This window comes from Bradyrhizobium sp. 186, from assembly GCF_023101685.1.
Classification (GTDB): Bacteria; Pseudomonadota; Alphaproteobacteria; order Rhizobiales; family Xanthobacteraceae; genus Bradyrhizobium.
On the sequence record NZ_CP082164.1, the window covers coordinates 3820543 to 3844368 of the forward strand.

21 protein-coding genes and 4 pseudogenes are annotated in these 23826 nt (G+C 59.0%); 7 read left to right on the top strand and 18 right to left on the bottom strand.

Translation table 11 applies throughout. The annotated features are described in order from the left end of the window. Window positions 1-60 precede the first annotated feature (60 nt). Window positions 61-936: a sterol desaturase family protein gene (locus IVB18_RS18155; RefSeq protein ID WP_247990380.1), complete on the top strand. Its 876-nt coding sequence runs from the start codon at window positions 61-63 to the stop codon at window positions 934-936. A 7-nt stretch (window positions 937-943) separates the two neighbouring features. Here IVB18_RS18155 and IVB18_RS18160 read toward each other — a convergent pair whose 3' ends face one another. After that, complete coding sequence (locus tag IVB18_RS18160; protein ID WP_247990381.1) at window positions 944-1927, bottom strand: acyltransferase; 984 nt, start codon at window positions 1925-1927, stop codon at window positions 944-946. A gap of 395 nt (window positions 1928-2322) precedes the next feature. Here IVB18_RS18160 and IVB18_RS18165 point away from each other — a divergent pair. Beyond that, window positions 2323-3354 (top strand): annotated as a pseudogene (locus IVB18_RS18165) (IS256 family transposase); the annotation flags it as partial. A gap of 78 nt (window positions 3355-3432) precedes the next feature. Here the strand turns inward: IVB18_RS18165 and IVB18_RS18170 are convergent. Genes IVB18_RS18170 through IVB18_RS18180 form a run of 3 tightly spaced genes read right to left on the bottom strand, consistent with a single transcriptional unit; the run spans window position 3433 to window position 5902 of the window. Further along, window positions 3433-5169 carry an IS66 family transposase gene (locus IVB18_RS18170; RefSeq protein WP_247989757.1) on the bottom strand — a complete coding sequence of 579 codons (1737 nt, stop codon included), beginning with the start codon at window positions 5167-5169 and terminating at the stop codon, window positions 3433-3435. Window positions 5170-5213: 44 nt separating this feature from the next. Then, a complete protein-coding gene (gene tnpB, locus IVB18_RS18175) occupies window positions 5214-5561 on the bottom strand; it encodes an IS66 family insertion sequence element accessory protein TnpB (protein WP_082758020.1) in 348 nt (115 codons plus the stop codon). Further along, the gene (locus IVB18_RS18180; protein ID WP_188106852.1) at window positions 5558-5902 is read right to left on the bottom strand and encodes a transposase; all 345 of its coding nucleotides are present in this window, start codon (window positions 5900-5902) and stop codon (window positions 5558-5560) included. The genes tnpB and IVB18_RS18180 overlap by 4 nt, the downstream gene beginning before the upstream one ends. A gap of 91 nt (window positions 5903-5993) precedes the next feature. Between IVB18_RS18180 and IVB18_RS18185 the strand changes: the two are divergent. Next, window positions 5994-6233: pseudogene (locus IVB18_RS18185) on the top strand (IS256 family transposase); the annotation flags it as partial. 110 nt (window positions 6234-6343) lie between these two features. On the opposite strand, the gene IVB18_RS18190 reads toward IVB18_RS18185, so the two are convergent. Together IVB18_RS18190 and IVB18_RS18195 are read right to left on the bottom strand one after the other, a co-directional pair. Beyond that, on the bottom strand, window positions 6344-7261 hold the full coding sequence (locus tag IVB18_RS18190) for a phosphatase PAP2 family protein (RefSeq protein WP_247990382.1): 918 nt from the start codon (window positions 7259-7261) through the stop codon (window positions 6344-6346). Between the two features lie 323 nt (window positions 7262-7584). Continuing rightward, on the bottom strand, window positions 7585-8022 hold the full coding sequence (locus tag IVB18_RS18195; protein WP_247990383.1) for a DUF5658 family protein: 438 nt from the start codon (window positions 8020-8022) through the stop codon (window positions 7585-7587). A gap of 244 nt (window positions 8023-8266) precedes the next feature. Between IVB18_RS18195 and IVB18_RS18200 the strand changes: the two genes are divergently transcribed. Further along, entirely contained in the window at window positions 8267-8467 is a 201-nt protein-coding gene (locus IVB18_RS18200) for a hypothetical protein (protein ID WP_247990384.1), read from the top strand. A gap of 1290 nt (window positions 8468-9757) precedes the next feature. Here the strand turns inward: IVB18_RS18200 and IVB18_RS51625 are convergent. From IVB18_RS51625 to IVB18_RS18255, 11 genes and pseudogenes are all read right to left on the bottom strand, one after another. After that, window positions 9758-9901, bottom strand: a pseudogene (locus IVB18_RS51625) (hypothetical protein); the annotation flags it as partial. Between the two features lie 222 nt (window positions 9902-10123). Continuing rightward, window positions 10124-11779: a DNA methyltransferase gene (locus IVB18_RS18210; RefSeq protein WP_247990385.1), complete on the bottom strand. Its 1656-nt coding sequence runs from the start codon at window positions 11777-11779 to the stop codon at window positions 10124-10126. Window positions 11780-11860: 81 nt separating this feature from the next. After that, window positions 11861-12400, bottom strand: a complete 540-nt coding sequence (locus IVB18_RS18215) for a hypothetical protein (protein ID WP_247990386.1) — start codon at window positions 12398-12400, stop codon at window positions 11861-11863. After that, window positions 12339-12833 carry a DUF5681 domain-containing protein gene (locus IVB18_RS18220; protein ID WP_247990387.1) on the bottom strand — a complete coding sequence of 165 codons (495 nt, stop codon included), beginning with the start codon at window positions 12831-12833 and terminating at the stop codon, window positions 12339-12341. Before IVB18_RS18220 ends, IVB18_RS18215 begins: the two co-directional genes overlap by 62 nt. Further along, window positions 12814-13341 (bottom strand): hypothetical protein, encoded by a 528-nt coding sequence (locus tag IVB18_RS18225; RefSeq protein ID WP_247990388.1) that lies wholly within the window; start codon window positions 13339-13341, stop codon window positions 12814-12816. The genes IVB18_RS18220 and IVB18_RS18225 overlap by 20 nt, the downstream gene beginning before the upstream one ends. A gap of 606 nt (window positions 13342-13947) precedes the next feature. Continuing rightward, window positions 13948-15039 carry a hypothetical protein gene (locus IVB18_RS18230; RefSeq protein WP_247990389.1) on the bottom strand — a complete coding sequence of 364 codons (1092 nt, stop codon included), beginning with the start codon at window positions 15037-15039 and terminating at the stop codon, window positions 13948-13950. Window positions 15040-15267: 228 nt separating this feature from the next. Beyond that, on the bottom strand, window positions 15268-16536 hold the full coding sequence (locus IVB18_RS18235; RefSeq protein WP_247984146.1) for an IS256 family transposase: 1269 nt from the start codon (window positions 16534-16536) through the stop codon (window positions 15268-15270). 97 nt (window positions 16537-16633) lie between these two features. Further along, window positions 16634-16897 (bottom strand): hypothetical protein, encoded by a 264-nt coding sequence (locus tag IVB18_RS18240; protein ID WP_247990390.1) that lies wholly within the window; start codon window positions 16895-16897, stop codon window positions 16634-16636. Between the two features lie 576 nt (window positions 16898-17473). After that, window positions 17474-17800, bottom strand: a complete 327-nt coding sequence (locus IVB18_RS18245; protein WP_247990391.1) for a GcrA family cell cycle regulator — start codon at window positions 17798-17800, stop codon at window positions 17474-17476. A gap of 38 nt (window positions 17801-17838) precedes the next feature. After that, on the bottom strand, window positions 17839-18015 hold the full coding sequence (locus tag IVB18_RS18250; RefSeq protein WP_247990392.1) for a hypothetical protein: 177 nt from the start codon (window positions 18013-18015) through the stop codon (window positions 17839-17841). 142 nt (window positions 18016-18157) lie between these two features. Beyond that, on the bottom strand, window positions 18158-18370 hold the full coding sequence (locus tag IVB18_RS18255) for a hypothetical protein (protein ID WP_247990393.1): 213 nt from the start codon (window positions 18368-18370) through the stop codon (window positions 18158-18160). A gap of 1458 nt (window positions 18371-19828) precedes the next feature. Here IVB18_RS18255 and IVB18_RS18260 point away from each other — a divergent pair. Both IVB18_RS18260 and IVB18_RS18265 read left to right on the top strand, forming a co-directional pair. Continuing rightward, complete coding sequence (locus IVB18_RS18260; RefSeq protein WP_247990394.1) at window positions 19829-19993, top strand: DUF2934 domain-containing protein; 165 nt, start codon at window positions 19829-19831, stop codon at window positions 19991-19993. Window positions 19994-21260: 1267 nt separating this feature from the next. Further along, on the top strand, window positions 21261-21524 hold the full coding sequence (locus tag IVB18_RS18265; RefSeq protein ID WP_247990395.1) for a hypothetical protein: 264 nt from the start codon (window positions 21261-21263) through the stop codon (window positions 21522-21524). A gap of 241 nt (window positions 21525-21765) precedes the next feature. On the opposite strand, the pseudogene IVB18_RS18270 reads toward IVB18_RS18265, so the two are convergent. After that, window positions 21766-22143: pseudogene (locus tag IVB18_RS18270) on the bottom strand (IS256 family transposase); the annotation flags it as partial. Window positions 22144-22548: 405 nt separating this feature from the next. Here IVB18_RS18270 and IVB18_RS18275 point away from each other — a divergent pair. Beyond that, window positions 22549-23817 (top strand): IS256 family transposase, encoded by a 1269-nt coding sequence (locus IVB18_RS18275; RefSeq protein WP_247984146.1) that lies wholly within the window; start codon window positions 22549-22551, stop codon window positions 23815-23817. Window positions 23818-23826: the final 9 nt, after the last annotated feature.

The window sequence follows — 23826 nt, forward strand, 5'->3', positions numbered from 1 at the left end:
GCGATTGGCGAATGAGGAGGCAAGTGCTAAGCTTTCGCCATTCTCAAGGCGGCCGTTTGAATGGACGAGCTTTTTGGACTCAGTAGATTTGTGCTGACGCTTTTGATCTTCGTTCCGATCGAGCGACTATTTGCTGCGAGGCCTCAGAAGATTTTCAGACGTGGCCTGCTAACCGATATGGCCTTCCAGTTTCTCAACGGATGGCTGATCATCGTCGGCGTGATCGCTGTCGTCACGATGGCCATTGTGGTCAATCAATCGATACTGCCGTCAGTAGTAAAGCAGGCGATCGACGGTCTTCCTTATTTGGTCCAATTCGTCTTGGTGATCCTGATCGGCGATCTCGGGGTCTACTGGACTCACCGCATCCTGCACGCCGTGCCCGCCATGTGGCACATCCATGCCGTTCATCACGCTGTCGAAGAACTGGACTGGCTGGCTGCGGTGCATCAGCACCCGCTGGACGTTGTATTCATGAAGGCTGGCTCGCTGTTTCCGCTCTTCGCGCTCGGCTTCTCCTCAGAAGCAATCGGGACTTACATCCTGGTCTATTACTGGCAGGCCTATCTCGTTCATGCCAACGTGCGCTTGAACTACGGCCCTCTGCGCTACATTCTGGTTTCGCCGGAATTTCATCATTGGCACCACAGCAGCGAGATGGAAGCCAGAGACAAGAACTTTGCCGGTATGTTCTCGTTCTATGATTTGCTGTTTGGAAGTGTCTACCTTCCGAAGGGGCAGAAGCCGAAGACATTTGGCGTCGATCGTGCGATGCCGTCAGGATATTTGGCACTTTTGGCGCACCCGTTTCTCGAATGGAAATCGAGGCAAAGATGCGGCGATCCGGTAGGACCGGAAATAGAGGAAGACCTTAACTCTGACATCAAGCCTGCGCGCCTTCTCAGCTCCAATGACCGCGACCGCTTGACCCAGTAGTGCGAGCTCAACCTACGCAGCCCAGGGGAGTCGTTTCGACTCTGGCAAAACTTCTTCTTGCGTAGTTGATTAAAGGCGCCTCAATAAGGCGCCAGCTTATTTCTGCGAGGACGCACACAATTGGAAGTGCAACGAGGCCAGAAAGCGGCCGGCCGAGGTCAAAGAATACGTCGTAAACGACCATATGAAATAAGTAGAGCGAATAGCATCGGCGTCCCGGCCAGACGAGCGGACGAAGCAACTGGGGCCGCTCGATATTGGCGCCCAGCCAAACGATGGCACAGCATACGAACGCTGTTACCGAAAGAAAGGCGAACGCTTCAACTGTTGCGGCATACGCCACATCGCAAAGCGGTGGCACACAAGCCAACATTGCCCACGCGATAGCGGAACGGCAATAGCCGCGCGCGAAACAGGCGAGCAGGACGCCGCCGAACAATTCATCCAAGCGTCCCGGAAGCAAAAACTGCCACGATTGATCCGGCAAATAGGAGTGGAACAGCCAGCGCCAGACCGGCGCAAGCAGAATCCCGCCCCATAGAACCCGGACTAACCATTGCTGCGGTAGCCAGTAAATCAAGATCGGCAGGATCAGATAGAATTGTTCCTCTATGGCCAGCGTCCAGGTGACGAATGTTAGATCGGATTGAGGAAAGCCGAACTGTAACCAAGGCACGGCTTGCACGAAGAGCAGATAGTAGCCCCAATGATCAGGCGGCAGGAGCACCAGCAGCAGCCAGTACAATGGCAGGATCCGGAACGCTCGTCGGCCGTAGAACGACGAAAAGTAGCCGGGCTGTTCACGGCTATCGAGCAAAATGCCGCCAATCAGAAAGCCACTGAGAACAAAGAACAGGTCGACGCCAAGCATGCCATACTTGAAGCCGAAGTAGTGGCGGGCGATGACAAGTGAAATGGCCAAGCCGCGGAGCGCGTCAAGCGGCTCAGAGCGATTTCGCTGAAGAGTGAATTTCAATGCCAAATTACTCATGAAAGAGGCCAGAAGTAGGAAACGGAGCGAGGCTATCATCGCATTCAGCAGCCGCCAAGCCGCTCGCAGATCGTTGCTCCTGGCGATTGTCAGCGCGGACGCGACAATTCAACTAAGGCGCTTCGTCCAGTCCTGGCCGCCCTTAAAGCCCGCGACATTGGGCGGCATCGACCACATCCGCGATAGCTTCGGATGGGGCGCGATCGGATACAGTTCGGCAGAGCTGGAGGCTGTTCGTTCGGCCGCCTGCGGATAGCGATTCAGATTGTACTCGTGGCTAGTAAAAGCAGGGCGAATGGAGCTATGCGGGAAAGTGGGTGATGACGGAATGAGATAGGCGGCGTATCGAGGCGGGTGTCGAGCCTGCCAGAACCTCTCAAGGAGAGCGATACGCCATGAACGAGACTAGCAATATTGTTGCCCTTCGTCAGCCCGACAATATCGACGATCCACTGACCAATATTCTGCGAACTGGTGCGCGGCAGCTTCTGGCGCAGGCCGTCGAGATCGAAGTCGAGACGTTTCTTGCCACGGTGAAGGATTTGAAGCTTGCCGACGGGCGCGCCCGTGTCGTGCGGCATGGTTACGGCCCGGCGCGAACGATTGCGACCGGCATCGGCCCGGTCGAGATCGCGCGGGCGAAGATTCGAGACCGCGGGGCGGCCGGTGACGGCGAGCGGATCCGCTTCAGCTCGGCGATCCTGCCGCTGTGGGCGCGGAGGACCAGGAGCCTGGATGCGCTGTTGCCGGTGCTGTACCTGCGCGGCATCTCGACCGGTGATTTCCAGGAGGCGCTGACGGCCCTACTGGGCAAGGACGCGCCGAACCTGTCGCCGGCGGTCATCTCCCGGCTGACGGCCGAGTGGCAGGGCGAGTACGAGCGCTGGCAAAAGCGCGATCTGTCGGCGCGGCGCTACGTCTATGTGTGGGCTGATGGCATATTCCTGCAGGCACGCATGGAAGACCACGGCGAATGCATGCTGGTGCTGATCGGCGCGACGCCGGAAGGCAAGAAGGAGCTGATTGGCTTTCAGGTCGGCGTCCGGGAGAGCACGCAGAGCTGGCGTGAGCTCCTGATCGACGTCAAGCAGCGCGGGTTGCAGATCGCCCCGGAAATTGCCGTTGGTGACGGTGCGCTCGGCTTCTGGAAGGCGCTTGACGAGGTCTTTCCTGGCACGCGGCACCAGCGCTGCTGGGTGCACAAGACCGTGAACGTCCTGGACAAGGTGCCACTCTCGGTGCAGGCCAACATGAAGAAGGACCTGCGCGAAATCTACTGGGCGCCGAACCGGGCGGCCGCCGAGGCGGCGATCGACGTCTTCGCCGAGAAATACCGCGTCAAGTACGGCCGGGCGGTCGAATGCCTCGCCAAGGACCGTGACGCGCTGCTGGCCTTCTACGACTTCCCTGCCGAGCATTGGGATCACTGTACGCATACGACGAGGACCGCCTGATTGACGCATGCGCGCGGGCACGGCGAGCTCTATGATGGCGTTGCGTGAAGGTCAGGCGGCCTGCTGACCGGCGGGCTTGTCGGCTTGGCGCAGGAGCTTCCATTCCCAGGGCAGCAGTTCGTGCAGACGCGACGCGGGAAGATCGGCGATACGGGCGAGGACGTCGGCGAGCCAGGCCTTGGGATCGACGTCGTTGAGGCGACAGGTCGTGATCATCGTCAGCATGATGGCGGCACGGTCGGCGCCACGCTGGCTGCCGGCGAAGGTCCAGTTGCGCCTTCCCAATGCGATGCCCCTCAATGCGCGCTCAGCGCAATTGTTGGTCAAGCAGATCCTGCCATCGTCGAGGAAGCGGGCGAAGTCGTCCCAGCGCCTGAGCATGTAGTTCATAGGCTTCAGGACCTCGGAGGAGCGCGAGAGGGTTTCGCGCTCACGCAGCAACCAGGCGTGCATGTCCTCGAGAAGCGGCTTGCTCTTTTCCTGGCGCACGGCGCGCCGCTCGTCGGCGCCGCAGCCATTGATGGCGCGCTCGATCTCGAACAACGCATCGAGGCGTCTGACCGCCTCCAGCGCGATCGGAGAGACCGGTTTGCCCTTCTTACCTTCCCGAGCATTTTTCTCGATGTCAGCCAGCTCGAAGAAGCCCCGCCGCGCATGGGCCAGGCAAAACGCCGGTGTGATCGGCATCGCTTTCTTTTGCGGGTCGAACAGCGGCTCGAAGCCGTTGTAGCAATCGGCTTGCAGGATACCGGCGAAGGCGGCCAGATGCTTCTGGGGGTGCTCGCCTCGTCGGTCGCTCGAGGCGTAATAGACCGCCGCCGGCGGCGCAGGCCCGGCGAAGGGCCGGTCATCCCGCACATAAGTCCAGATCCGCCCGGTCGTGCACTTGCCCTTCGCCAGGATACGGATGGTGGTGTCGTCGCCATGCAGGCGCTCGGCCGCGAGTACATGGCGTTCGATCAAGTGGAAGAGCGGCATGACGGCAAAGGTCCCGTGGCCGACCTGGTCGGCCAGGGTCGACAACGGCAGGTCGATCCCCTCGGCCTTAAAGCGCGCGCTCTGGCGGTTGAGCGGGATATGCATGCCGAACTTGTCGAACAGGATCGTCGCCAGCAATTGTGGGCCGATGAAGCCGCGCGGCGTGGCATGGAACGGCGCGGGCGGCTGGCTGATCTTCTCGCAATCGCGGCAGGTGAACTTCTCGCGTACCGTCTCGATCAGCTTGAAGCGGCGCGGGATCTCCTCCAGCGTCTTGGTCACATCCTCACCGATCTTCGCCAGCCGCGATCCACCGCAGCAGGCGCAGCTCGTTGGAGCCTCAATGACGACGCGCTCGCGTTCGATGTCATCCGGCCATGGCTTGCGCACCGGCCGCTTGCGCGTGAAGGCGCGTACGCTCTGCGCCTTTGCCGCCGCGGCCTGCGCGGCGAGCTCATCCTCGCTCGCCGTGGTGACGAGTTCTTCAAGTTCCAATTCCAACTGCTCGATCAGCCGCGCCGTGCGCTCGGAACGCGGCCCGTACAGTTCGCGTTTGAGCTTCTCGATCCGCAGCTCGAGATGCGCGATCAGCGCCTCATTGTCCGACAGCTTCGCCCGCGCGTTGGCCGCTTCGGCTTGCCAATTGATGGCTTCGGCCTGTATCCGGCTGACCTTCGCCGCGGCCGCATCGCGTTCGACCTCGACCCTCAGCCGCGCGTCGCGTTCAGCCCGCAACGCCTCACGTTCGATCAACAGCGCCGCCTGGGCGCTGGCGAGATCCGAAGGAAGGTCATCCGGCTTCAAACTCATGAAGCCAGTGAATCAGATTTCCCGGTAGGTTCAATCGCAGAATGCTATCCAACTCGCGTTGGACGCAAAGTTTCTTGAGGATTCCGCCAGTCGATCCCAGATAGCAGGTAAGAAAGCTGCGCCGGAGAGATCGTCACGGCTTCACCGGCAGCCGAAGGCCAGATGAATCTTCCTCTTTCGAGTCTTTTTGTAAACAGGCACGCTCCCTGAGAATCGTGCCAGATGATTTTTATCAGATCTGAACGGCGCCCCCTGAAGCAAAACAAATGACCCCCCAGTGGGTCATGCTTCAAGACCTCCTGCACCTGCAAAGCCAGGCTCGGAAAGCCGCGCCGCATATCGGTATGGCCCGTCGCCAGCCATACCCGCACGCCAGAGGGGATCGGAATCATCGCAGCGCCTTCAACACCGCCGACACCAGCAAGGGCGGCGCCGACCCGCAAATCCTGATCCGTCCGCTCCCCGTCAATTCCACCACGATCACTTCACCGGACGGTGCCGCTTCCTTGATCGGCTCCGCTTCCATCGCCGCTTCCACAAAGCCCTGGTCAGCAAGGTCCTGGCGAAGCCGACGCCGCCAGGTGTAAATCAGCCCCGTTGAAATATCGTGATCCCGCGCAACCTGCGCCACACACGATCCCGGCGCAAAGGCCTCCGCAACGATCCGGCACCGCTCATCCTCGCTCCAACGCCGCCGGCGTTCCGGCCCCGTCAGCACCGAAATCTGACCCATCAATCGCTCTTAAGCTCGCTCTTAAACACGTGCTTATGAGTGCTCAATCCGCCTCTCAGAACAAGGCGGCCTTCATCGTGGGCGTACGGATCACTTGCGCACGACCAACCCCATCGAAAGCGTGTTCGCAACCGTGCGGCACAGAACCGTGCGGACGAAAGGATCACTGTCGTCAACGACAGCAAGGCTGATGGTGTTCAAGCTGGTCGTCGCCGCATCGAAAACCTGGCGGCGGCTCAAAGGCACAAATCAGTTGCCGAAGGTCATCGCAGGTGTCAGATTCAACGACGGCATCGAGGTCATCCACATGCCGGCAAACCACGCCGCCTGATCGCCTCGTCACCCAAAATCCTGCATAGCTCAGGGCGAATATTACCGCGGTAACGATCGAGGCTTCGAGGTTGGATACTTTTGGTCCGGTCAGTCCGTTCAACCATGTCTTCAACTAGTTGCTTCCGTCAGTCGCTTCAATGATCGCCAGATCAATGCAGCAACCGGAACAACAGCTAGACCAGCGAAGATGTCGATCAAATAGTGGCCACCTGATGTGAGCGCCGAAACGATCATCGCAACATTAAGAGGTAAGAAGATCAGAAAAAGGAAGGTCCGTTTGGTGGCAAGGATGAGAATCAAACCAAGCGCAGCGTGGAAGGAGGGGAAGGTGATGAGACCGTTAGCCTTGGCCAGCGTGATCTCTTTCATCTGTCCCGCTCGCAGCGCAAAGAAATCTGCTAGATGGTAGGCGTCAACACGGTCTTCGACGCCGAAATGCGCCCAGGCACTTTCGGCCGGAAACAACCATGCAAAGACTACGACGATTAGGAGCGTCAAAACGAACAGCCAAGTGAAGTCTCGCGCCTGTTCAAATCGACCGGTGGCATTCAGTATCAGGAGCAGAATGAATATTTGAAATATGGAGCTATCGTAAACGATACCGAATGCTCGATCTAACGCTGGATGACGTTTTACCCAATCGAAGAACGTGAGCCAGTTGAAGCCAATTGCAGCGTCGGCCGTCTCTAACTGTCGGTCGATTAATGGGAATTTAGAAGTCACGGTCAGGTAGACGAGAACCGTGCCGGCGGCGGTAAACGCCACCAACTGCATAGACGTCAGTGCGAACTGTGCAATTCGCCTGTTAGGCCGAAGCCTACTGTAGATCAGATGGAGGGCAACCAGAGTTGTCAGTCCCACGACAAACGCTGGTCCGACGGAAATCCCGATCCCAGACCGTCTGAGCCACACTGCGTCGATGGCGATCATGATGCCTACGATCAGCCAAAGCACATTCGCCTCTGTGATCCCCGATTGCTTCCGGGCGGCTGAAACCGACGGCAATACCGTTTCGGAATTGGTCATTAAAATAGGCCCGAGTCACGAAATGGCGACTAGTGTATCATTGCATTTCCAGGTTGGGCAACGGAGCAGGGACCCATTAGTTAACGGGGGCAGCTTCGGTGCGACCGCGGCAATCGGTGGATGTTGATGTTTGTCGGGGCGGCGCTATGCTCCGGCATCGAGGTGGCGACGGGGTGGGTTGTATAAATGCGTAGCCTTGGCAAAAGGCGAAAGCGCCACGACGACGCTCTATAATCGATGGCGCGGCATCAGTAACGGCATCGTCGCCGGGCAATGGTTCGCGTGACGCCAAGTGTGGGACTGTGAGGTGGCTTGTGAGCGCTTCAATGTGAACTTGCGATGATGAGTAGATTGTTCAGTACAGGCGTACAGCAGAAAGCCACCACGAGAGCGATGTTGTAAGGATTATTGCTTCGCCAAAGCAGCCACATCATGAAATAGGTCAAACCGAGCTTCGGGATAAGCCACCAAGGACCTAGCAACGTCTGAGCAATATGCATGAACGGGTTCAACTCGCCGAGGCCAAGATTGAGGATCATGTTGGTGGTGAATAGATCGGCGATCCCAAGCAGGAGGACGGAGAGCACCAGGAGCGTCTTAGCCAAGTAACCGCGGCCCAAGATGATCTCGTAAGCGAATGCGACGCCCTCAGGGTCGTTCTGCCTAAACCAAGGCTGCGCGGCCTCCTTAGTCGCAAAGACCTTCAGGTGCTGTGGGTCGCCAACGTTCTTGCCCGTATTCGTATATATCCAGACTTTCATTTCATCCGCTCAAGGCATCGATATTGCTGGACCTGCCATGTGCGCTGCACCGCCGGCTAGCCCAGGGCCGGTGGGAACCAATGACGGCAGGCGCGATTGTTGCGTCAAGGACTCTGACCCGTCTAACGAAATAGTGAAGCCGCGAAAATTGATAGCGGCCACAATCAGAGGTATTTCTGAAGAATATTGCTACTCGATCTGCGCTTTCTCAAGTCGATCTGTTCTCTTTTTTGCGAGGCAAACCATGGATTTGAAAACAGACAGGATTGCAGTCGGCATTCGTTTCAAGATCAGCAAGCTCGGAACAATTCGTTGCCCAGAACTGGCTGGCAAGGTTGGCGTCGTTGTCGACGCAAGCCCCCGTACCACGGGCATCACCGTTTTGTTCGATGGTGCCCAACGACCAACCGTCCTGCACAGGGATTACATTAGCCCCGAGATCTGATCAGGCATTTACTCCTAACGAGGTACCTCAATTTAGGGGTCGTAGAGGTCACGCATCTTATTTTGTTCTGCGTACAGTCGCAATTTTTGTCGCGACTTCGTATCCCATTTCCTCCAGTTTCCCTGCTGCAACCGCGTTGTAATCTCCACCACGGTCACCTTGGATGAGGGGCGGTGTTCATGGAAATATTTCGCGCGGAGAAGATTTGCAATGTCGCGGACAACTCCACCAGAACCTGCGGCATCTGCGGCAAGAAAATGAAGCTTGTGCGAACAGCGGTGGACTCTGATAGCGGAGGCATCACCCACATGTTCGAATGCGGTACGACTGAGGCGCACCTCCGCAACGGGCGGCCCAGTAGGGTGTGGCACAGATCCCGCACTGCCTTGGCGCGTTCGCGCTCAATTCCCTAGCCTGAGCAAAATCAACAGTCCGCCAAGAGGCCGGCCGCAATGAGCGCGGGCGCAGCCACTCGAACGTCCCAAGCTATTGGCAGCGATTGCGCCGTCAACCAATCGCTTTTTGCGAAGCGGCAAGTGGTGTCGTGATCAGAAATGCCAACACTTTCGGCAACTTCGTCACGGCTCGGAATAGAAAGGCGGTGCACCCTCCTTTTTGTCAGGAAGGAAGTCAGTCAACATAGAACGCGTGCGTTCCCACTGGAGGTCAATACTCTCTGAAAAGCCCGCCATCCCTGAAATGGCAGTAAGCTACGACGGCGACCCGTAGTAGAGCGACTCATGTCTACCCTAAGCTTAACGCTGCGACCGAAAGATTAGTTACCGAGAGGATGAGTTTAAGTCCGCCCGGACTGCGCCACAAGGTGTCGATCGCTTCTACTCATGGTGCATTTTGCTGTCCGCTATTTTCGTCCTTAGATAGGAGGTGCGGCTGGCGCAGGCCAAATGGTTTCAGGAGCCATGTAGCTGGCGTGTCGCTCGCGGAATTATTGCTTCTCTGCGGGGGCGCTAACGCCGTTGGGCGGTGCAGCCCGGAGGTGGCGGCGGGTTTTGCGGGGTGACTGTCGCAGCGGCGCGGTCGTCACGCTCGAGCGCTTGATGACCGTGATGCGGTTGGTGCTGGGTTGAACCTTCGCCCAAGCTAGTCCATTCAGACTAATCCACCGGGATCTTTGCCATCCTACCCGGGGCTGGAACGCCGCCGTCCGCGATAGATTTAAGCGGGCGGCGTTTTTGCTTCTGCAATATGCCCCAGCTCTCTTGGCTATGAGCATTTACTTGCTCTCCGCATTCAACTCGAACTCGTCCCGGCAGAAAAGACGATCCGGGAGGCGTTCGCCTTCTCAGCGGCGAGTTCATCCTGGGTTGCGGCCGCCTCGAGCTCCTCAAGCTCCAGCTCCAGCTGATCTTGCAGTCGCGCCGACCGCTCCGAGCGCGCTCCATACAGCGTCCGGCGCAGCTTCTTGATCTCAACATGGAAGCCAAAACCGTGGTTGAGCGTTGGAAGGACATGCGCGAGGACCTGCTGCCGCGAGCCGATCAGCAAATTTGGCTCCTGCGCGATGAGGCCTAAGCGCGTATGGCGGCGGTGCGTGACCGCACAACTGGCGGCGGCAAAGGAAGGCTGAATTTCAGCTGCAGGCGACGGCAAGTAAGACCGCCGCCGCGCTCGAACGGAATAGTGTGAAATGCCGCATTACCGAGTCAACTTTTTGGATCGTCGCCGCGACCTAATTAGCGCTGTCGACCTTGACTGCACAGATGATGAAGCAGCGAGAGAGCGCGTCCGAGAGGGTTGGATAGCCGCGGTACAGAGCTTTGGCGACGGGTGCATTATTCGAACCAGACGGTCCATCGATTCAACCAACCCATGAAGGGGTTGTTGGGTTCGAACACCCACGCATGTGACGCCGCAAACGGCGGGCGCCAAATCCCGGTGAATGAGCGGGTTTCCTGCCGTGGCGGATGGCGGCATGCCGACCTGCCGGAGGCGGTAATCATGTGCGACACGAGCGAGCAGAAGGATCGAACCCGCTACCAGTAAAGGTGGCCAATCATCTTTGTCTATCACTCCGCCGACCGGGTGATCCGCTTGGACGAGGCTGCGCCCAACGTGACGTCGATTTTGTCGCAAGGCAGCCTCTGACCGGCGACATCGCCTGGCGGCAACGGCGGTCGACCTTCGCTCCGCGGCGATCAGGGTGGTGCCCGACCCGAGGAAAGGATCGAGGATAATCCCCTTCCGGCGCGAGCAGTCGCGGATGGCGTCCTCGACCATGGCCACGGGCTTGACGGTCGGATGCAGCTGAAGGTCCGAACGAGCCTCGCCGAAGGCGTTCACGCCGGCATAGTTCCAGACGTTGGTGCGGTTGCGGCCATGTTTGCCGAGCTCGATATTGTTGATATGCGGCGCCATTCCGGACTTGAAGACGCAGACGAGTTCATGCTGCGAGCGGTAGAACGAGCCCATGCCGGCGTTGGTCTTGGCCCAGACGCAGAGGTTTTTTAGCTCGCTGTAGATGCCCTCGGCGGCGGCGAGCATCTCCTGAATATGCCGCCAATCGATGCACTGGAAATGGATGGCGCCGTTCACGGTGCAGGTAATAAGATTGCGGAAGACCGAGTTGAGGAAGGCCGTAAACTCAGCCGGGGACATTTCGCCGGAGGCCATGGCGAATTCGCCGTGAACGACCTCGCCGTGGCAGGAGACGTTGCCCGCAATCGGCACGTTATAGGGCGGATCGGAGAACACCATCTGCGCTCTCTTGTCGCCGAGGAGAGCCTGGTAGGTCTCGGGCATGGTTGAATCGCCGCAGATCAGACAGTGCTCGCCTATCCGCCAAATATCGCCGGCACGGCAGACGGCCGGACCGGGTTCGACAAACGCGTCCGCCTCGTCATCCGACGCGGCGCTTGCGGCATCACCAATCAGGATGTCGATCTCAGGGGCTTCAAAGCCCGTGATCGCAAGGTCAAAATCGAACTCAAGCTCTGAGAGATATTTGAACTCTAGCCCAAGTAAGTTTTTGTCCCAGCCGGCATTTTCCGCGAGCTTGTTGTCGGCGATGACATAGGCGCGAATTTCCGCCTCGCTCATATCAGCGAGCCGGACGGTCGGAACTTGTGATAGTCTGATGAGTTTTGCTGCGGCGAGGCGGCCGTGGCCCGCGATCACGCCGTTGTTTTGGTCAACCAGAATCGGATTTGTAAAACCGAATCTTTGGATGGCGGTGGCGATTTGCTCGATTTGCTTCTTGGAATGAGTGCGCGGGTTGGTTGCGCGGGGATTGAGTTTGGCCGGGTCTTGGTACGTAATCGCAAGCGGGGGGCGCTTCGGTAGGTCTTGCAACACGGGAGAACTCCTTTTGCTGGTTAGTTCCAAAAGGAGGCTTAGTGCCGGGGCGCCGCGGACTCACTCACAATAAAACGGTAGCTATTTTTCTGAAGCGATCTCGTTGAGAAATGATCTCCAGCTCATCTGAAGGCGCCATGTCTCGATGGCGATTTTAGCGGCGCGCTCGTGCCGCGGCTCCAATCCCGGCTCCTTGGCACCGCGCTTCGCCGGCCCCCTCGCTTTGGTCTGCTCGGCCCGCGGCATTTCTTGAAGGAGGCGCTTGTAGTCCGCGGCCGCAAGCTCAAGCCGAGTCTTATCGATGAAGCCTTTTTTCGGCCGTCCAGGTTTGCCCTTCAACTCGCCGCGAAGGCCCTTGAGGATGATGGGATTAAGCCAGCTCGGCAGCGGCTCTGCGAGGTTTGCCTCGATGAGAGAAGCGAGTTGCCCGCGATTTGGTTCGATGCCTTGTTTGGCGAGCCTCTCCCAATATTGCAGGCGCGTTTCATCGAATAGGTCATAGATCGTCAGTGTGCTTGGCATCGGCATCATCTCTGGCAATGAGGTACATTCGCGGGAGTTAACCGCGGTACTTGCGATGGAAGGCGAGCAGGGCCTGGCCGTATTCGGTGGGCTCGCCACGGGCGGCCTTTTGGAATTCCTCCGCCTCGATGTTGATCGCGGTTCCAGGCTCGACGCGGTGCGCGTTGCGGGCCTCTCCCTGCGCCATCCATTCCTCCGTTGTGAGGTCCTCGGGCACCACGACAAAGCCGCCGCCTCTGTCAGGTTCAGGCTGCGCGATCTGGGCGCGTAGCTCGGCCAAAAGACGTGCCGCGGTCGGTTTACCCTGCGCGGCGATTGCGCGGGCCATCAAGATTGTGATCTGGAGGCGATCAGCGTTCTGCAAGTTGCCATCAATAGGCGTCGAAACCTTCTTATGCGCGAACTTGCGTGTTAGTTGCTTCAGGCTGACCGCTCCTTTCGGACGCCCGCGCGGATTGCCGGACTTGCCTTTGAGAAAGCGATGGTCCTCCGGGGGAAGAACGCGCCCGCGCTCAGTAGACGTTTTCGCCATTGGCCCGTGCCTTTGCGAGTGCGTCCTCTTTCAGCCTGGCAAGATGCGCAAGATCCTGCTCGTACTCCGCTTTCAGTTGATAGTAGAGCTCCTCATCCCACGGCGGGGCTTCCCCCGTCCTGATCAATCGGCCGGCAAGATCGCCCGGCACGCCTCTGGGCACCTGGATCACGCCGCTGCTCGGTGCTGCCGCCATAGGTTCAAGCAGGCCGGCCTTCTTGAACTCCGCAAGCAGCGTCTTCAAAGCGCCGACTTCGCCCTTCAGAACGCGCCCATAGAGCCCGTACAGCATCGCCTCATGCGGATGCATTTTCAGCTTCCTGCCGTTGAGCTTCACCTGCATCGGCTGATCAAGAAACGCCGCGATATCGCTAGATTCAGGTGCGGCAGCTGCGCGCTTCGTGCGATTTGGCTGCTTGCGCTGACCGAACTGGTGCTCTTTCGGGGGCTTGCCATAGCCGACCTTGTAGGTGGCCTGCAGCTCGCTTCTTTGAGATTCCTCGTCCATCTCAAGCTCCTTTAGCTGTTAGCCTCGGAGCGAGATTTCTGGAAACCAGACATAACCCCACCGAGGCCGCGGTCTGCCCGCGTCCAACATCACTTCGGTAGCTCGGGGGTTCTGTTGAGCTGGCGACCGGCGAACAACCGGATCGCTGAAAGCGTATTTAGGTGCCAAACGCGCGGCCGTCAAACATATTTAGCGGCTGTAATGCTGAGGTTAAAGCGAGGCCGGCCACGCAGGCCGATGCGAGTTTTCGCATGCGGTCCAGCACAATTCCCATCGGAAAGGACAATAAATCCCGTGGAATTAACGCGGGAAATCGCGCCGAATTCGCGACTTTTCCGCAATTTCGTGCAGTTCGGCTGTGTTCGAAAGGCCGATTTGCACGTTTTGCCCTGTTAATTCCCGCCTGCGTTCCGGCCACTCAATATTACGAACGCGGTAGTTCCGGACTGGGAGGAAAAGCGCGGCCGCGAGCCGCTAAACGGGTCATCGTCCCACCGCCGCCGCGGCCATGTACTGCGCCCTATATCTCCGTTGAACACATGCGGGTGGATTGCCTCTCTTCAGGCACAAGCGGTGGAGGCGCGTTGGCGGACGGGTTGAGTCCCCTCAATTGGGCCGGATCACTACATCAGCGTGATGGCTGCCGTTTCGGGTAATGACAATGACGCCGTCTCGAATGGTAAATTTCGCGCCAAGCAGTTTCTGCACCTTCTCCGTGATCGAAGACGGGAAGGGGATAGTCGGCCCGGTGACAGGATCACCGACACTGATGGGGGCCGTGGGAGAGCCCACGACGGGAGCCGGCTTGATATAGTCGCGAACAAGCTGAATCTCTTCGCGAGAGAGAAGAAGGGGGGCTTCTTCAGCGCGACTTTCTCGCGAAGACTGACCTTTCTTGTCGCTCACCTTGTCTGGTGCTTCTTCCTTGCTCTTTTCGATCTGACCGAGCTTGGCTACGCGCTCCTTGAGCGGAAGCAGTTCGCGTTGTAGGGCGGTCAATTCGGATTTCAAAGATCTGACTTGCATGAGGGCGGTTACCGCGCCAGCGCAGCTCATGATTGCGAGCAGGCTCAGCAGCGCGAGCAGTCCGCGCTCGATATTTGCGCCTGAGCGCCGGGTCTGTTTCGGTAGTTGATCCCGCTGGAGATGGCGGCGCCAGAAGCGGATGGCTTCCTGCATACGCTGCGTTAGCTTACTCATGAAATTGGACCTTGTAGATGCGTCTCGCAGCCCGGAGCCGAATTTGTGGATCAAGGCAGCAGGAGCACCCGAGGCGATCTCACCATCGCTATGATGTGCGAATGCTTCGTTGCTTATCAGAGCCGGCCGACGGTCATTGCTTGCAGCTGGCATGCGGGGGCCGGCATGCGGGGGAGTGCTTGACCGAGCTTCCCGGCCGCCTGTCTTATCGTGAGGGGCAGCGAGATCTGTATTCTGGTCAACTGGCTGAGCTTCAAGATCTTGCGCCGGGATCCCCAGCGTACGCAGAAGTGACCAACCATTCTCGGTAATCCACAAGCTGTCGTCCTCGGACGCGACGAACCCAGACCGAAAAACGTCGATAAGGTCGAGCGCAAAGGGTTGCTCGGTATTTCCGTTCTTTTCGTCGATGTCTGCAATGAGTGTCACGTCCTGGCTGAGCTCATGAAGCGTCGCTCGCCCCTCGGGGCGTCTTGCCAGCGCAATCAGGACCGCCAACTTATTCTGCACGCTGCTTCAGCCAAAATTGCAAATCGCGCCAAGAGCGCAATGGTATGGGCATCCACAGCTAGATGGCAACCAGTCCTTTGTTAGCTGCTTAGAGTTGGGACAGGCCAATAGCGCACAGAGAATGCAGCACCCTCGGAAACGAACTGCTGCAGTGACCAGAGAGGCAATAGAGGGGTCTATCCGGCGAGCTATGCAGGATTTTGGGTGACGAGGCGATCAGGCGGCGTGGTTTGCCGGCATGTGGATGACCTCGATGCCGTCGTTGAATCTGACACCTGCGATGACCTTCGGCAACTGATTTGTGCCTTTGAGCCGCCGCCAGGTTTTCGATGCGGCGACGACCAGCTTGAACACCATCAGCCTTGCTGTCGTTGACGACAGTGATCCTTTCGTCCGCACGGTTCTGTGCCGCACGGTTGCGAACACGCTTTCGATGGGGTTGGTCGTGCGCAAGTGATCCCAATGCTCGGCAGGGAAGTCGTAGAAGGCCAGCAGCGCGTCACGGTCCTTGGCGAGGCATTCGACCGCCCGGCCGTACTTGACGCGGTATTTCTCGGCGAAGACGTCGATCGCCGCCTCGGCGGCCGCCCGGTTCGGCGCCCAGTAGATTTCGCGCAGGTCCTTCTTCATGTTGGCCTGCACCGAGAGTGGCACCTTGTCCAGGACGTTCACGGTCTTGTGCACCCAGCAGCGCTGGTGCCGCGTGCCAGGAAAGACCTCGTCAAGCGCCTTCCAGAAGCCGAGCGCACCGTCACCAACGGCAATTTCCGGGGCGATCTGCAACCCGCGCTGCTTGACGTCGATCAGGAGCTCACGCCAGCTCTGCGTGCTCTCCCGGACGCCGACCTGAAAGCCAATCAGCTCCTTCTTGCCTTCCGGCGTCGCGCCGATCAGCACCAGCATGCATTCGCCGTGGTCTTCCATGCGTGCCTGCAGGAATATGCCATCAGCCCACACATAGACGTAGCGCCGCGCCGACAGATCGCGCTTTTGCCAGCGCTCGTACTCGCCCTGCCACTCGGCCGTCAGCCGGGAGATGACCGCCGGCGACAGGTTCGGCGCGTCCTTGCCCAGTAGGGCCGTCAGCGCCTCCTGGAAATCACCGGTCGAGATGCCGCGCAGGTACAGCACCGGCAACAGCGCATCCAGGCTCCTGGTCCTCCGCGCCCACAGCGGCAGGATCGCCGAGCTGAAGCGGATCCGCTCGCCGTCACCGGCCGCCCCGCGGTCTCGAATCTTCGCCCGCGCGATCTCGACCGGGCCGATGCCGGTCGCAATCGTTCGCGCCGGGCCGTAACCATGCCGCACGACACGGGCGCGCCCGTCGGCAAGCTTCAAATCCTTCACCGTGGCAAGAAACGTCTCGACTTCGATCTCGACGGCCTGCGCCAGAAGCTGCCGCGCACCAGTTCGCAGAATATTGGTCAGTGGATCGTCGATATTGTCGGGCTGACGAAGGGCAACAATATTGCTAGTCTCGTTCATGGCGTATCGCTCTCCTTGAGAGGTTCTGGCAGGCTCGACACCCGCCTCGATACGCCGCCTATCTCATTCCGTCATCACCCACTTTCCCGCATAGCTCCTATCCGGCCCCTGGTATGCGCAGGGATCGAAGCCTGAGCAGCGCAATCTCTACGGCCTCACGACCAGGCTGGCTTGCTGCCGCTTCGGCCCCAATGTCGCGATCACGTGGGACGATCGCTTCGCCGTCGACGAGTGCTTTGACAGGTTCTTTGGTCGTATCCGCGTCGGCCGCATACGAGTCGATGCGCTGCTTGATAGGCCCGCCCTCGCTGATCAGGCTGGCTCGGTACTGTTGCATTGCGTCTTCATCTCGGTATTCCAAGGCGCCGGGTCCGCCGAAAGCATGTTCGTCAAGGCCGCGGATGCGCCAGTATCGACGCGCTTTAGAAATACCGTCTCCGTGCGGTTCGCAATCTCGGGTGCGACGCCTGGGATTGTATAAGCGCCCCGCTTGTAGCCGCTTCCGGCCGGGTGGGTCATGCGACCTACAACGCCCTTATGGCGAACGGAATACTCGCAAAGGCGTCCGTCGGGACCTGCCATTTCTTCTGGTCGAACGCCACCGCAGCAGCATTGCTGCAGACAGGATGAGCGGTTGGCGACGCCCTGGCCCGCGATATCGGGGGCGGATCATGCATCTATCGTTGGGCGACACGGCCGCGCCATGGGCGTGGTGCAGATGGATTGTGTCGATGATAGCTTCGCCATCAAGTCCGCACGAGGCGCATGTCGCTGCAAGACGCTCTGCTCGCCTTCTTTGATTGCTCAGTGGGCGCGGGGCGGGGCTGCTCGGCCCGGAGCAGGCCCGCACGGTGATCGCTCGGGTACCTCTGCAATAGCGAGCCCGTTCGAACTGAACCAGGTAAGGAGATGCCGCAACGGCGTCGCGGGCTAGCTCTTAGCCCGTATTCCTGACCGCCTCAGCTAGCATGGCGTAAAGCTGACGCTTGCTGAGCTCTTTGGGCTGCCGTTTCTCTAGTGGTTTCGACACCTTCTTACCTACCGCGCGGGCACATGCGGCGGACAACGGCAGCCTTCGCTTTGGTACCGGCCTTATCTGGGGTTTTGCAGTTGATGTCTTGTGACCACGTTTCAGGTCCAAACGAGTCAGCCGCCCGCAAACCGCGTTACGACTACATCCGAGACGGCGCGCAATCTGCGTGGCGCTGCGTCCTAAGGCCCAGAGTTCTTTCAGCAGCGCCAAGTCTCTGTCATCCCAACTCATGGAGATACTATAACGCCGACTGTCAATTACTGGCTAGTCTAGTCTTCGTCTGGCTCGCGCACGATCGGCGGCTCTTCCTCTCCTTCGTCCTCTTCGTCCTCGTCGTCTTCTTCATCTTCGTCAGGGTCTCGGGGCGGCATCATGTGGCCCATGATGACCGAGGCATCCCAATCGATCGCGCTGGTGGACAGTTCTTCGAAGATGTGTTGCTTCACGTAGTTGCTCCTCCAAATACCCGTGGCCGGATACGAAGTCTGAGATGCGATGGTGGCGCAGTTCGGACATCGTTAATTCTACAAGTAGCTTTTCCCATAGGGTCAGTTGCGTCGTTCCGGTCGCATGTCTTTGTGAGCGCCACTATGGTATCCGGTTCACCGCAACGATTACCCAATCTTCGTCATAGGCAACGGACACGAGAATTCCGAGCGCCAGCGCGAGCATGTAGGCCAAGACCATCTCTGCGGTCGCGACTGCGTGCGCCGGCTTCCGTTTCTTCGCGCGCCATTGCCGCATCGCGAGCGAGGCCACGCCAAAGGCGACCCAAGAGCGTCCGCTCTTATACGTACTCAAGAAGAACTTCACCTGTGGGCGTGCGTCCCCATCGATGCGCGTGAGAACGACACGCTGGTGTATACAAAGGCAATGGTGCGGGCGATCATAAAGGCGACGCGACCGTGGAGGGTCTTGTTCGTGTCTACCCCACCGAACTTGATCCCGCTTAGGTATTCCCATCACCCGCGTACAAGGTTGAAGGACACGTACAACCGCGGTTCCTGGTCCTGGCGGTCTCGTGCAAACGGAAAATGTCATCGCTTGGGAGCTCATTGATGCCGGCGCAAGCGCGTGTTGGAAGATCCACTATGGCCCGCCTTGTCCCTGTCCTTCCGAGGGAGTCAAAGAGAAGTACATGGCGCGAATGAATCGAGATCGTCGCAACCAGATAAGTAGCCTGCGGTCCTGTACGGACAAGGGAAGGACTAACCAAAACGAAGGTCCTGGGATCTCCGAGGACCTTTTTCTTTATTGGCATCTATATGCGATGCGCTAACGCCCGCGTCGATGCTCGATGGGAAAACTTGAGTAATCGGCAGTTCGGCGCTCAGTGAGCTTGAGCTGCAGCCGCCAAGTGCTCCCAATACTCCGCCTCTGCGAGCAGCTTCCAGCTTCTGTCAGGATTGCGCTCGGCAGTCTGCCGACAAAGCGATGCCATCGCGCGAAAGCGGCGTGCCGTTTCCATGTCCAACCTCCCTGTTTTCCCCAAGCTTATTTTTTATTATTGCGATAGAGTCATCATGATTATGAGCCAAAATTAATTTTTGTCATTTTTGGAAAGGCCCGATTAGCTCCGACAGGTCATCTGGGTGGGAACCGCTTTCGTTTGCGGCTTCACATCGGTTTCGAACGCTACTTGGGTATGCAGACGGCTTGCTGCGCCTCGCGCAGTTCCGGGGAGCAAGACGATCCGTCTAGGCGCATCTAAGAAGCGTCACGCGTCAGCAACACAGTACCTGCCAAACCGCGCGAGCAAGCATCCAACGTTACAAACCGACTGACTACCGCGAATAGATTCAAATCGGTCCGTTGCTGAGCACCTGAAACTTACTTGCGATCGGCCCGGCGGAAATGCCGGGCTTATTCGTCCAATGCGTTTAATGGGACAACGAACAAACCGAAACGTGGATTGAGTCCGGCCTTTCAACTATTCTCAGACCGTTGGCAATCCTTTCGCAGTGCAAATCAATGTTCAGTCTTTGATTTCGCTTTAGAGAGGAGGGCAGACTTGTCGCGTGCGCACCAGCGAAGAGATAATCTCGATGTGGAGCCGAGAAGACATCCGCTCCGCTGTCATGGGATAGGTTTGTAGCCATCCCGTGCGGAGCGGAGATGCCTTGGAACTGCAACGGCAATGATCAGCCGGATGTGTTTCTGGGAAGATAGAACGAACTGCTCACTGAGGAGATTTAGTACACTCACAAATTCTAGAGAGGGTGGCTAGCCTCAGGGTTGGTCTCATCGGGAGTAACGCACATGGCAGGTCCTCCAACCCAAAAGGACATCGAGCGCCGGGCATATCACCTGTGGGAGCAGGCAGGAATGCCTAACGGGCGTGATCGAGAGTTCTATCTGGAAGCGGAACGACGGCTTGGGGAAGAGTTGATTCGCCACGAACTCAAAACGCCGGATACGCTGTAGAATACAGCAAGAAAAGCCCGGCGCGCCATTCATGGGGTTGCGATCAATCCGCTATCCGTCGCCACTATCCAACGGTTGCCCCAACGCACGATAGAGTCGACGCGCCCAATGCCGGGGACTGTGTCGCCGCGCATTGCCATCCGAACGCCATCTGGCCCAGCGAGAACCGCCGTCCCGCTTCGAACATCAAGCACGGTCCAACCCTCAATCGTTGTCGGTCTTGTGTCTGGCGCGGGCGTAAGAGGTGCTCTGGGCTCTATCGAGCCGGTCACAGTCACATCTGCTTGGATAGCCGGAGAGGTCGTGCTTGAAGAGTCCGCTGAGTGAGCCCCGTCCGACCATCTGGCTAGAGGCTTGGCGGAAATACTCGTTCGACCTGCGGAGATCTGATTTACAGTTGATGGTGTTTGCAAAAGTGACGTGGATGCCGTCCTTCGGGCACCTTCGGTCTTGACCGACTTTGTTTGGGCAACTTGGCGCGAAGACATTTCTGGTTGAGTGATAGCATTGAGGACCGAGCTAGTTGCAGCACCGTACCAACTTGGCCCGCAAGCCCCTCCTAATCCAAAGCCTGCAACCAGTGCGCCTGCGACCAGCCAAGTAGTCCGCTTTCGATAACCGTCCGGCTTCAATAACGCCAGAACCTCATCTCGACTAGGATTTGAGAAATCCCAGGGGTCCAACGTCGCAGGCTGCGTTGGGCCTTCGCTGCTGTCTCCAGCAACCGTCGCCCCGAGCTTTTCCAAGGTACTCGCTTGGTGCAATCGCATGATCGGATCCCTGGTGGCTCCGCAATGATCCTGCTCGGAACTAAACCAACCCTTAACGGCTAATCAACCGCAGCAGGAATAATGACTACAAGAATCGTGGAGAGGACGATCGTACCGGTGTCACCCAGCCGCGCAGAGGTTGAATTGCTCGCCGACATCGTGAGGTCCTCCCCAGGCGACGCCGGAGGGGTTTGCGCCCGTAAGACCGCAGCGGCTCCGGCCGGCGTGTCGCGCGCTTGGGTTCCTGAGATGATCAGAGCGGCGTGTCCTCTCGCGCACTTCAGCTTACGCATGGGGACGTCAATTGCTGCGCATCTGTGTCGACGAGCCCGGATTTGTACGGGGTTCGCTAGTATGGGCGGGCCGGTGCTCACGAAGATCGGGCAGGAAAGCAACAGTCCACAACACGTTGCACAAGCGCACCACTGTTAATTTGCGCGATCGGGACGATTCAGGCCTGCTCTCTGGAACGAACCTAGTAGCTGTGGGGGATGACAATGACTGTCACGCGTGCGGTTGGCGCTGCTGCCTTGTTTCTGATGACGCTGAGCTCTGAAGCCTATGCTTTGCGCCAGCACAGACCGGGAGAGCGGATTTCTTGCTCAGAGGTCAGATACTACGTAGCCAGGTATTCGGCGGCGCTGGCTGAGATGTATGCCCGTAACCACGGGGCGACCGGCGCTCAGATCGAGCGGGCGCGGCGTTGCTTGGCCTCGGACGAGACTGCCGAAACAGGGCAACGCCGGTCCTACAGCGAATGAGCATGACGCAGCCTTCGCTTCCAAATTAAGCCGCGGCCTACGATGATATCGGCGTGAGCCCCTAGGATCTCCGCTCAGTGGCTGATGGCGTCCCACTGCCTTCGTATCTAGTCACCACCTTTCGTGGGGTGATAAATGGTTCGTGGGCCTCCATCTCGAAGCTCACACGACAGGCGTCGAACCAACTGCTCATGCACGTCTCTCATCTCTGTGTGCCCCGGCGGCACCCTCTGTTTCATTCAGAGCGGCGCATGTAGGGCGACAGGATCGACGGCGAGAACCGGATGCGGCCAGGATCGGCAGCGGCCGCCTCACGATCGCGTACACGTGGCTGGCGGACGGCGACCGGACCGATGCCGGTCATCACCTCGCGCTCCGGCAGGTGACCGTGGCGGACGACGCGCTGGTGGCCGTCCCGGGTCTTCAAATCCGCATGCTGGCCGAGAAAGTCCGCGACCTCAGCCTCGACCGCTTTGGCGAGAAGGGCACGTGCCCCGTTGCGCAAGACTTCTGTGAGTTGATCGTCGAAGATTCCTGGCTGAATCAGTTGGATGACGTTATCGTTGGACACGGCATATCGCTCCTTCGGTGGAGAAGTGGAGGCGTCAAGCACCCCCACGATATGCCGCCTTCCCGATTCCCGCCGTCACCAACTTTCGGCGACAGCTCCGCTAGCCCGCGCGGTAGCGATGTCCTCCTTCACCACCCATCGCATGCTCGTTCCCAATCATCGATGTCGGGGCACATCCTTTATCGCTCTGATTCGGTGCCAAAGGCTGTCGCAGCAATGGCACGCTCGACCTCGGAAGCCAACACGCCCAGATGATCGGCAGGCCTCGCGAACAACTCTCGCTTTTGCAGGTCGGTGGCCAGATCGCTGATCGATTTGCAGTCGGCTGCATCGTTGCGGAGGTTCTCCAACTGCTCGAGCTATGCGGGAAAGTGGGTGATGACGGAATGAGATAGGCGGCGTATCGAGGCGGGTGTCGAGCCTGCCAGAACCTCTCAAGGAGAGCGATACGCCATGAACGAGACTAGCAATATTGTTGCCCTTCGTCAGCCCGACAATATCGACGATCCACTGACCAATATTCTGCGAACTGGTGCGCGGCAGCTTCTGGCGCAGGCCGTCGAGATCGAAGTCGAGACGTTTCTTGCCACGGTGAAGGATTTGAAGCTTGCCGACGGGCGCGCCCGTGTCGTGCGGCATGGTTACGGCCCGGCGCGAACGATTGCGACCGGCATCGGCCCGGTCGAGATCGCGCGGGCGAAGATTCGAGACCGCGGGGCGGCCGGTGACGGCGAGCGGATCCGCTTCAGCTCGGCGATCCTGCCGCTGTGGGCGCGGAGGACCAGGAGCCTGGATGCGCTGTTGCCGGTGCTGTACCTGCGCGGCATCTCGACCGGTGATTTCCAGGAGGCGCTGACGGCCCTACTGGGCAAGGACGCGCCGAACCTGTCGCCGGCGGTCATCTCCCGGCTGACGGCCGAGTGGCAGGGCGAGTACGAGCGCTGGCAAAAGCGCGATCTGTCGGCGCGGCGCTACGTCTATGTGTGGGCTGATGGCATATTCCTGCAGGCACGCATGGAAGACCACGGCGAATGCATGCTGGTGCTGATCGGCGCGACGCCGGAAGGCAAGAAGGAGCTGATTGGCTTTCAGGTCGGCGTCCGGGAGAGCACGCAGAGCTGGCGTGAGCTCCTGATCGACGTCAAGCAGCGCGGGTTGCAGATCGCCCCGGAAATTGCCGTTGGTGACGGTGCGCTCGGCTTCTGGAAGGCGCTTGACGAGGTCTTTCCTGGCACGCGGCACCAGCGCTGCTGGGTGCACAAGACCGTGAACGTCCTGGACAAGGTGCCACTCTCGGTGCAGGCCAACATGAAGAAGGACCTGCGCGAAATCTACTGGGCGCCGAACCGGGCGGCCGCCGAGGCGGCGATCGACGTCTTCGCCGAGAAATACCGCGTCAAGTACGGCCGGGCGGTCGAATGCCTCGCCAAGGACCGTGACGCGCTGCTGGCCTTCTACGACTTCCCTGCCGAGCATTGGGATCACTTGCGCACGACCAACCCCATCGAAAGCGTGTTCGCAACCGTGCGGCACAGAACCGTGCGGACGAAAGGATCACTGTCGTCAACGACAGCAAGGCTGATGGTGTTCAAGCTGGTCGTCGCCGCATCGAAAACCTGGCGGCGGCTCAAAGGCACAAATCAGTTGCCGAAGGTCATCGCAGGTGTCAGATTCAACGACGGCATCGAGGTCATCCACATGCCGGCAAACCACGCCGCCTGATCGCCTCGT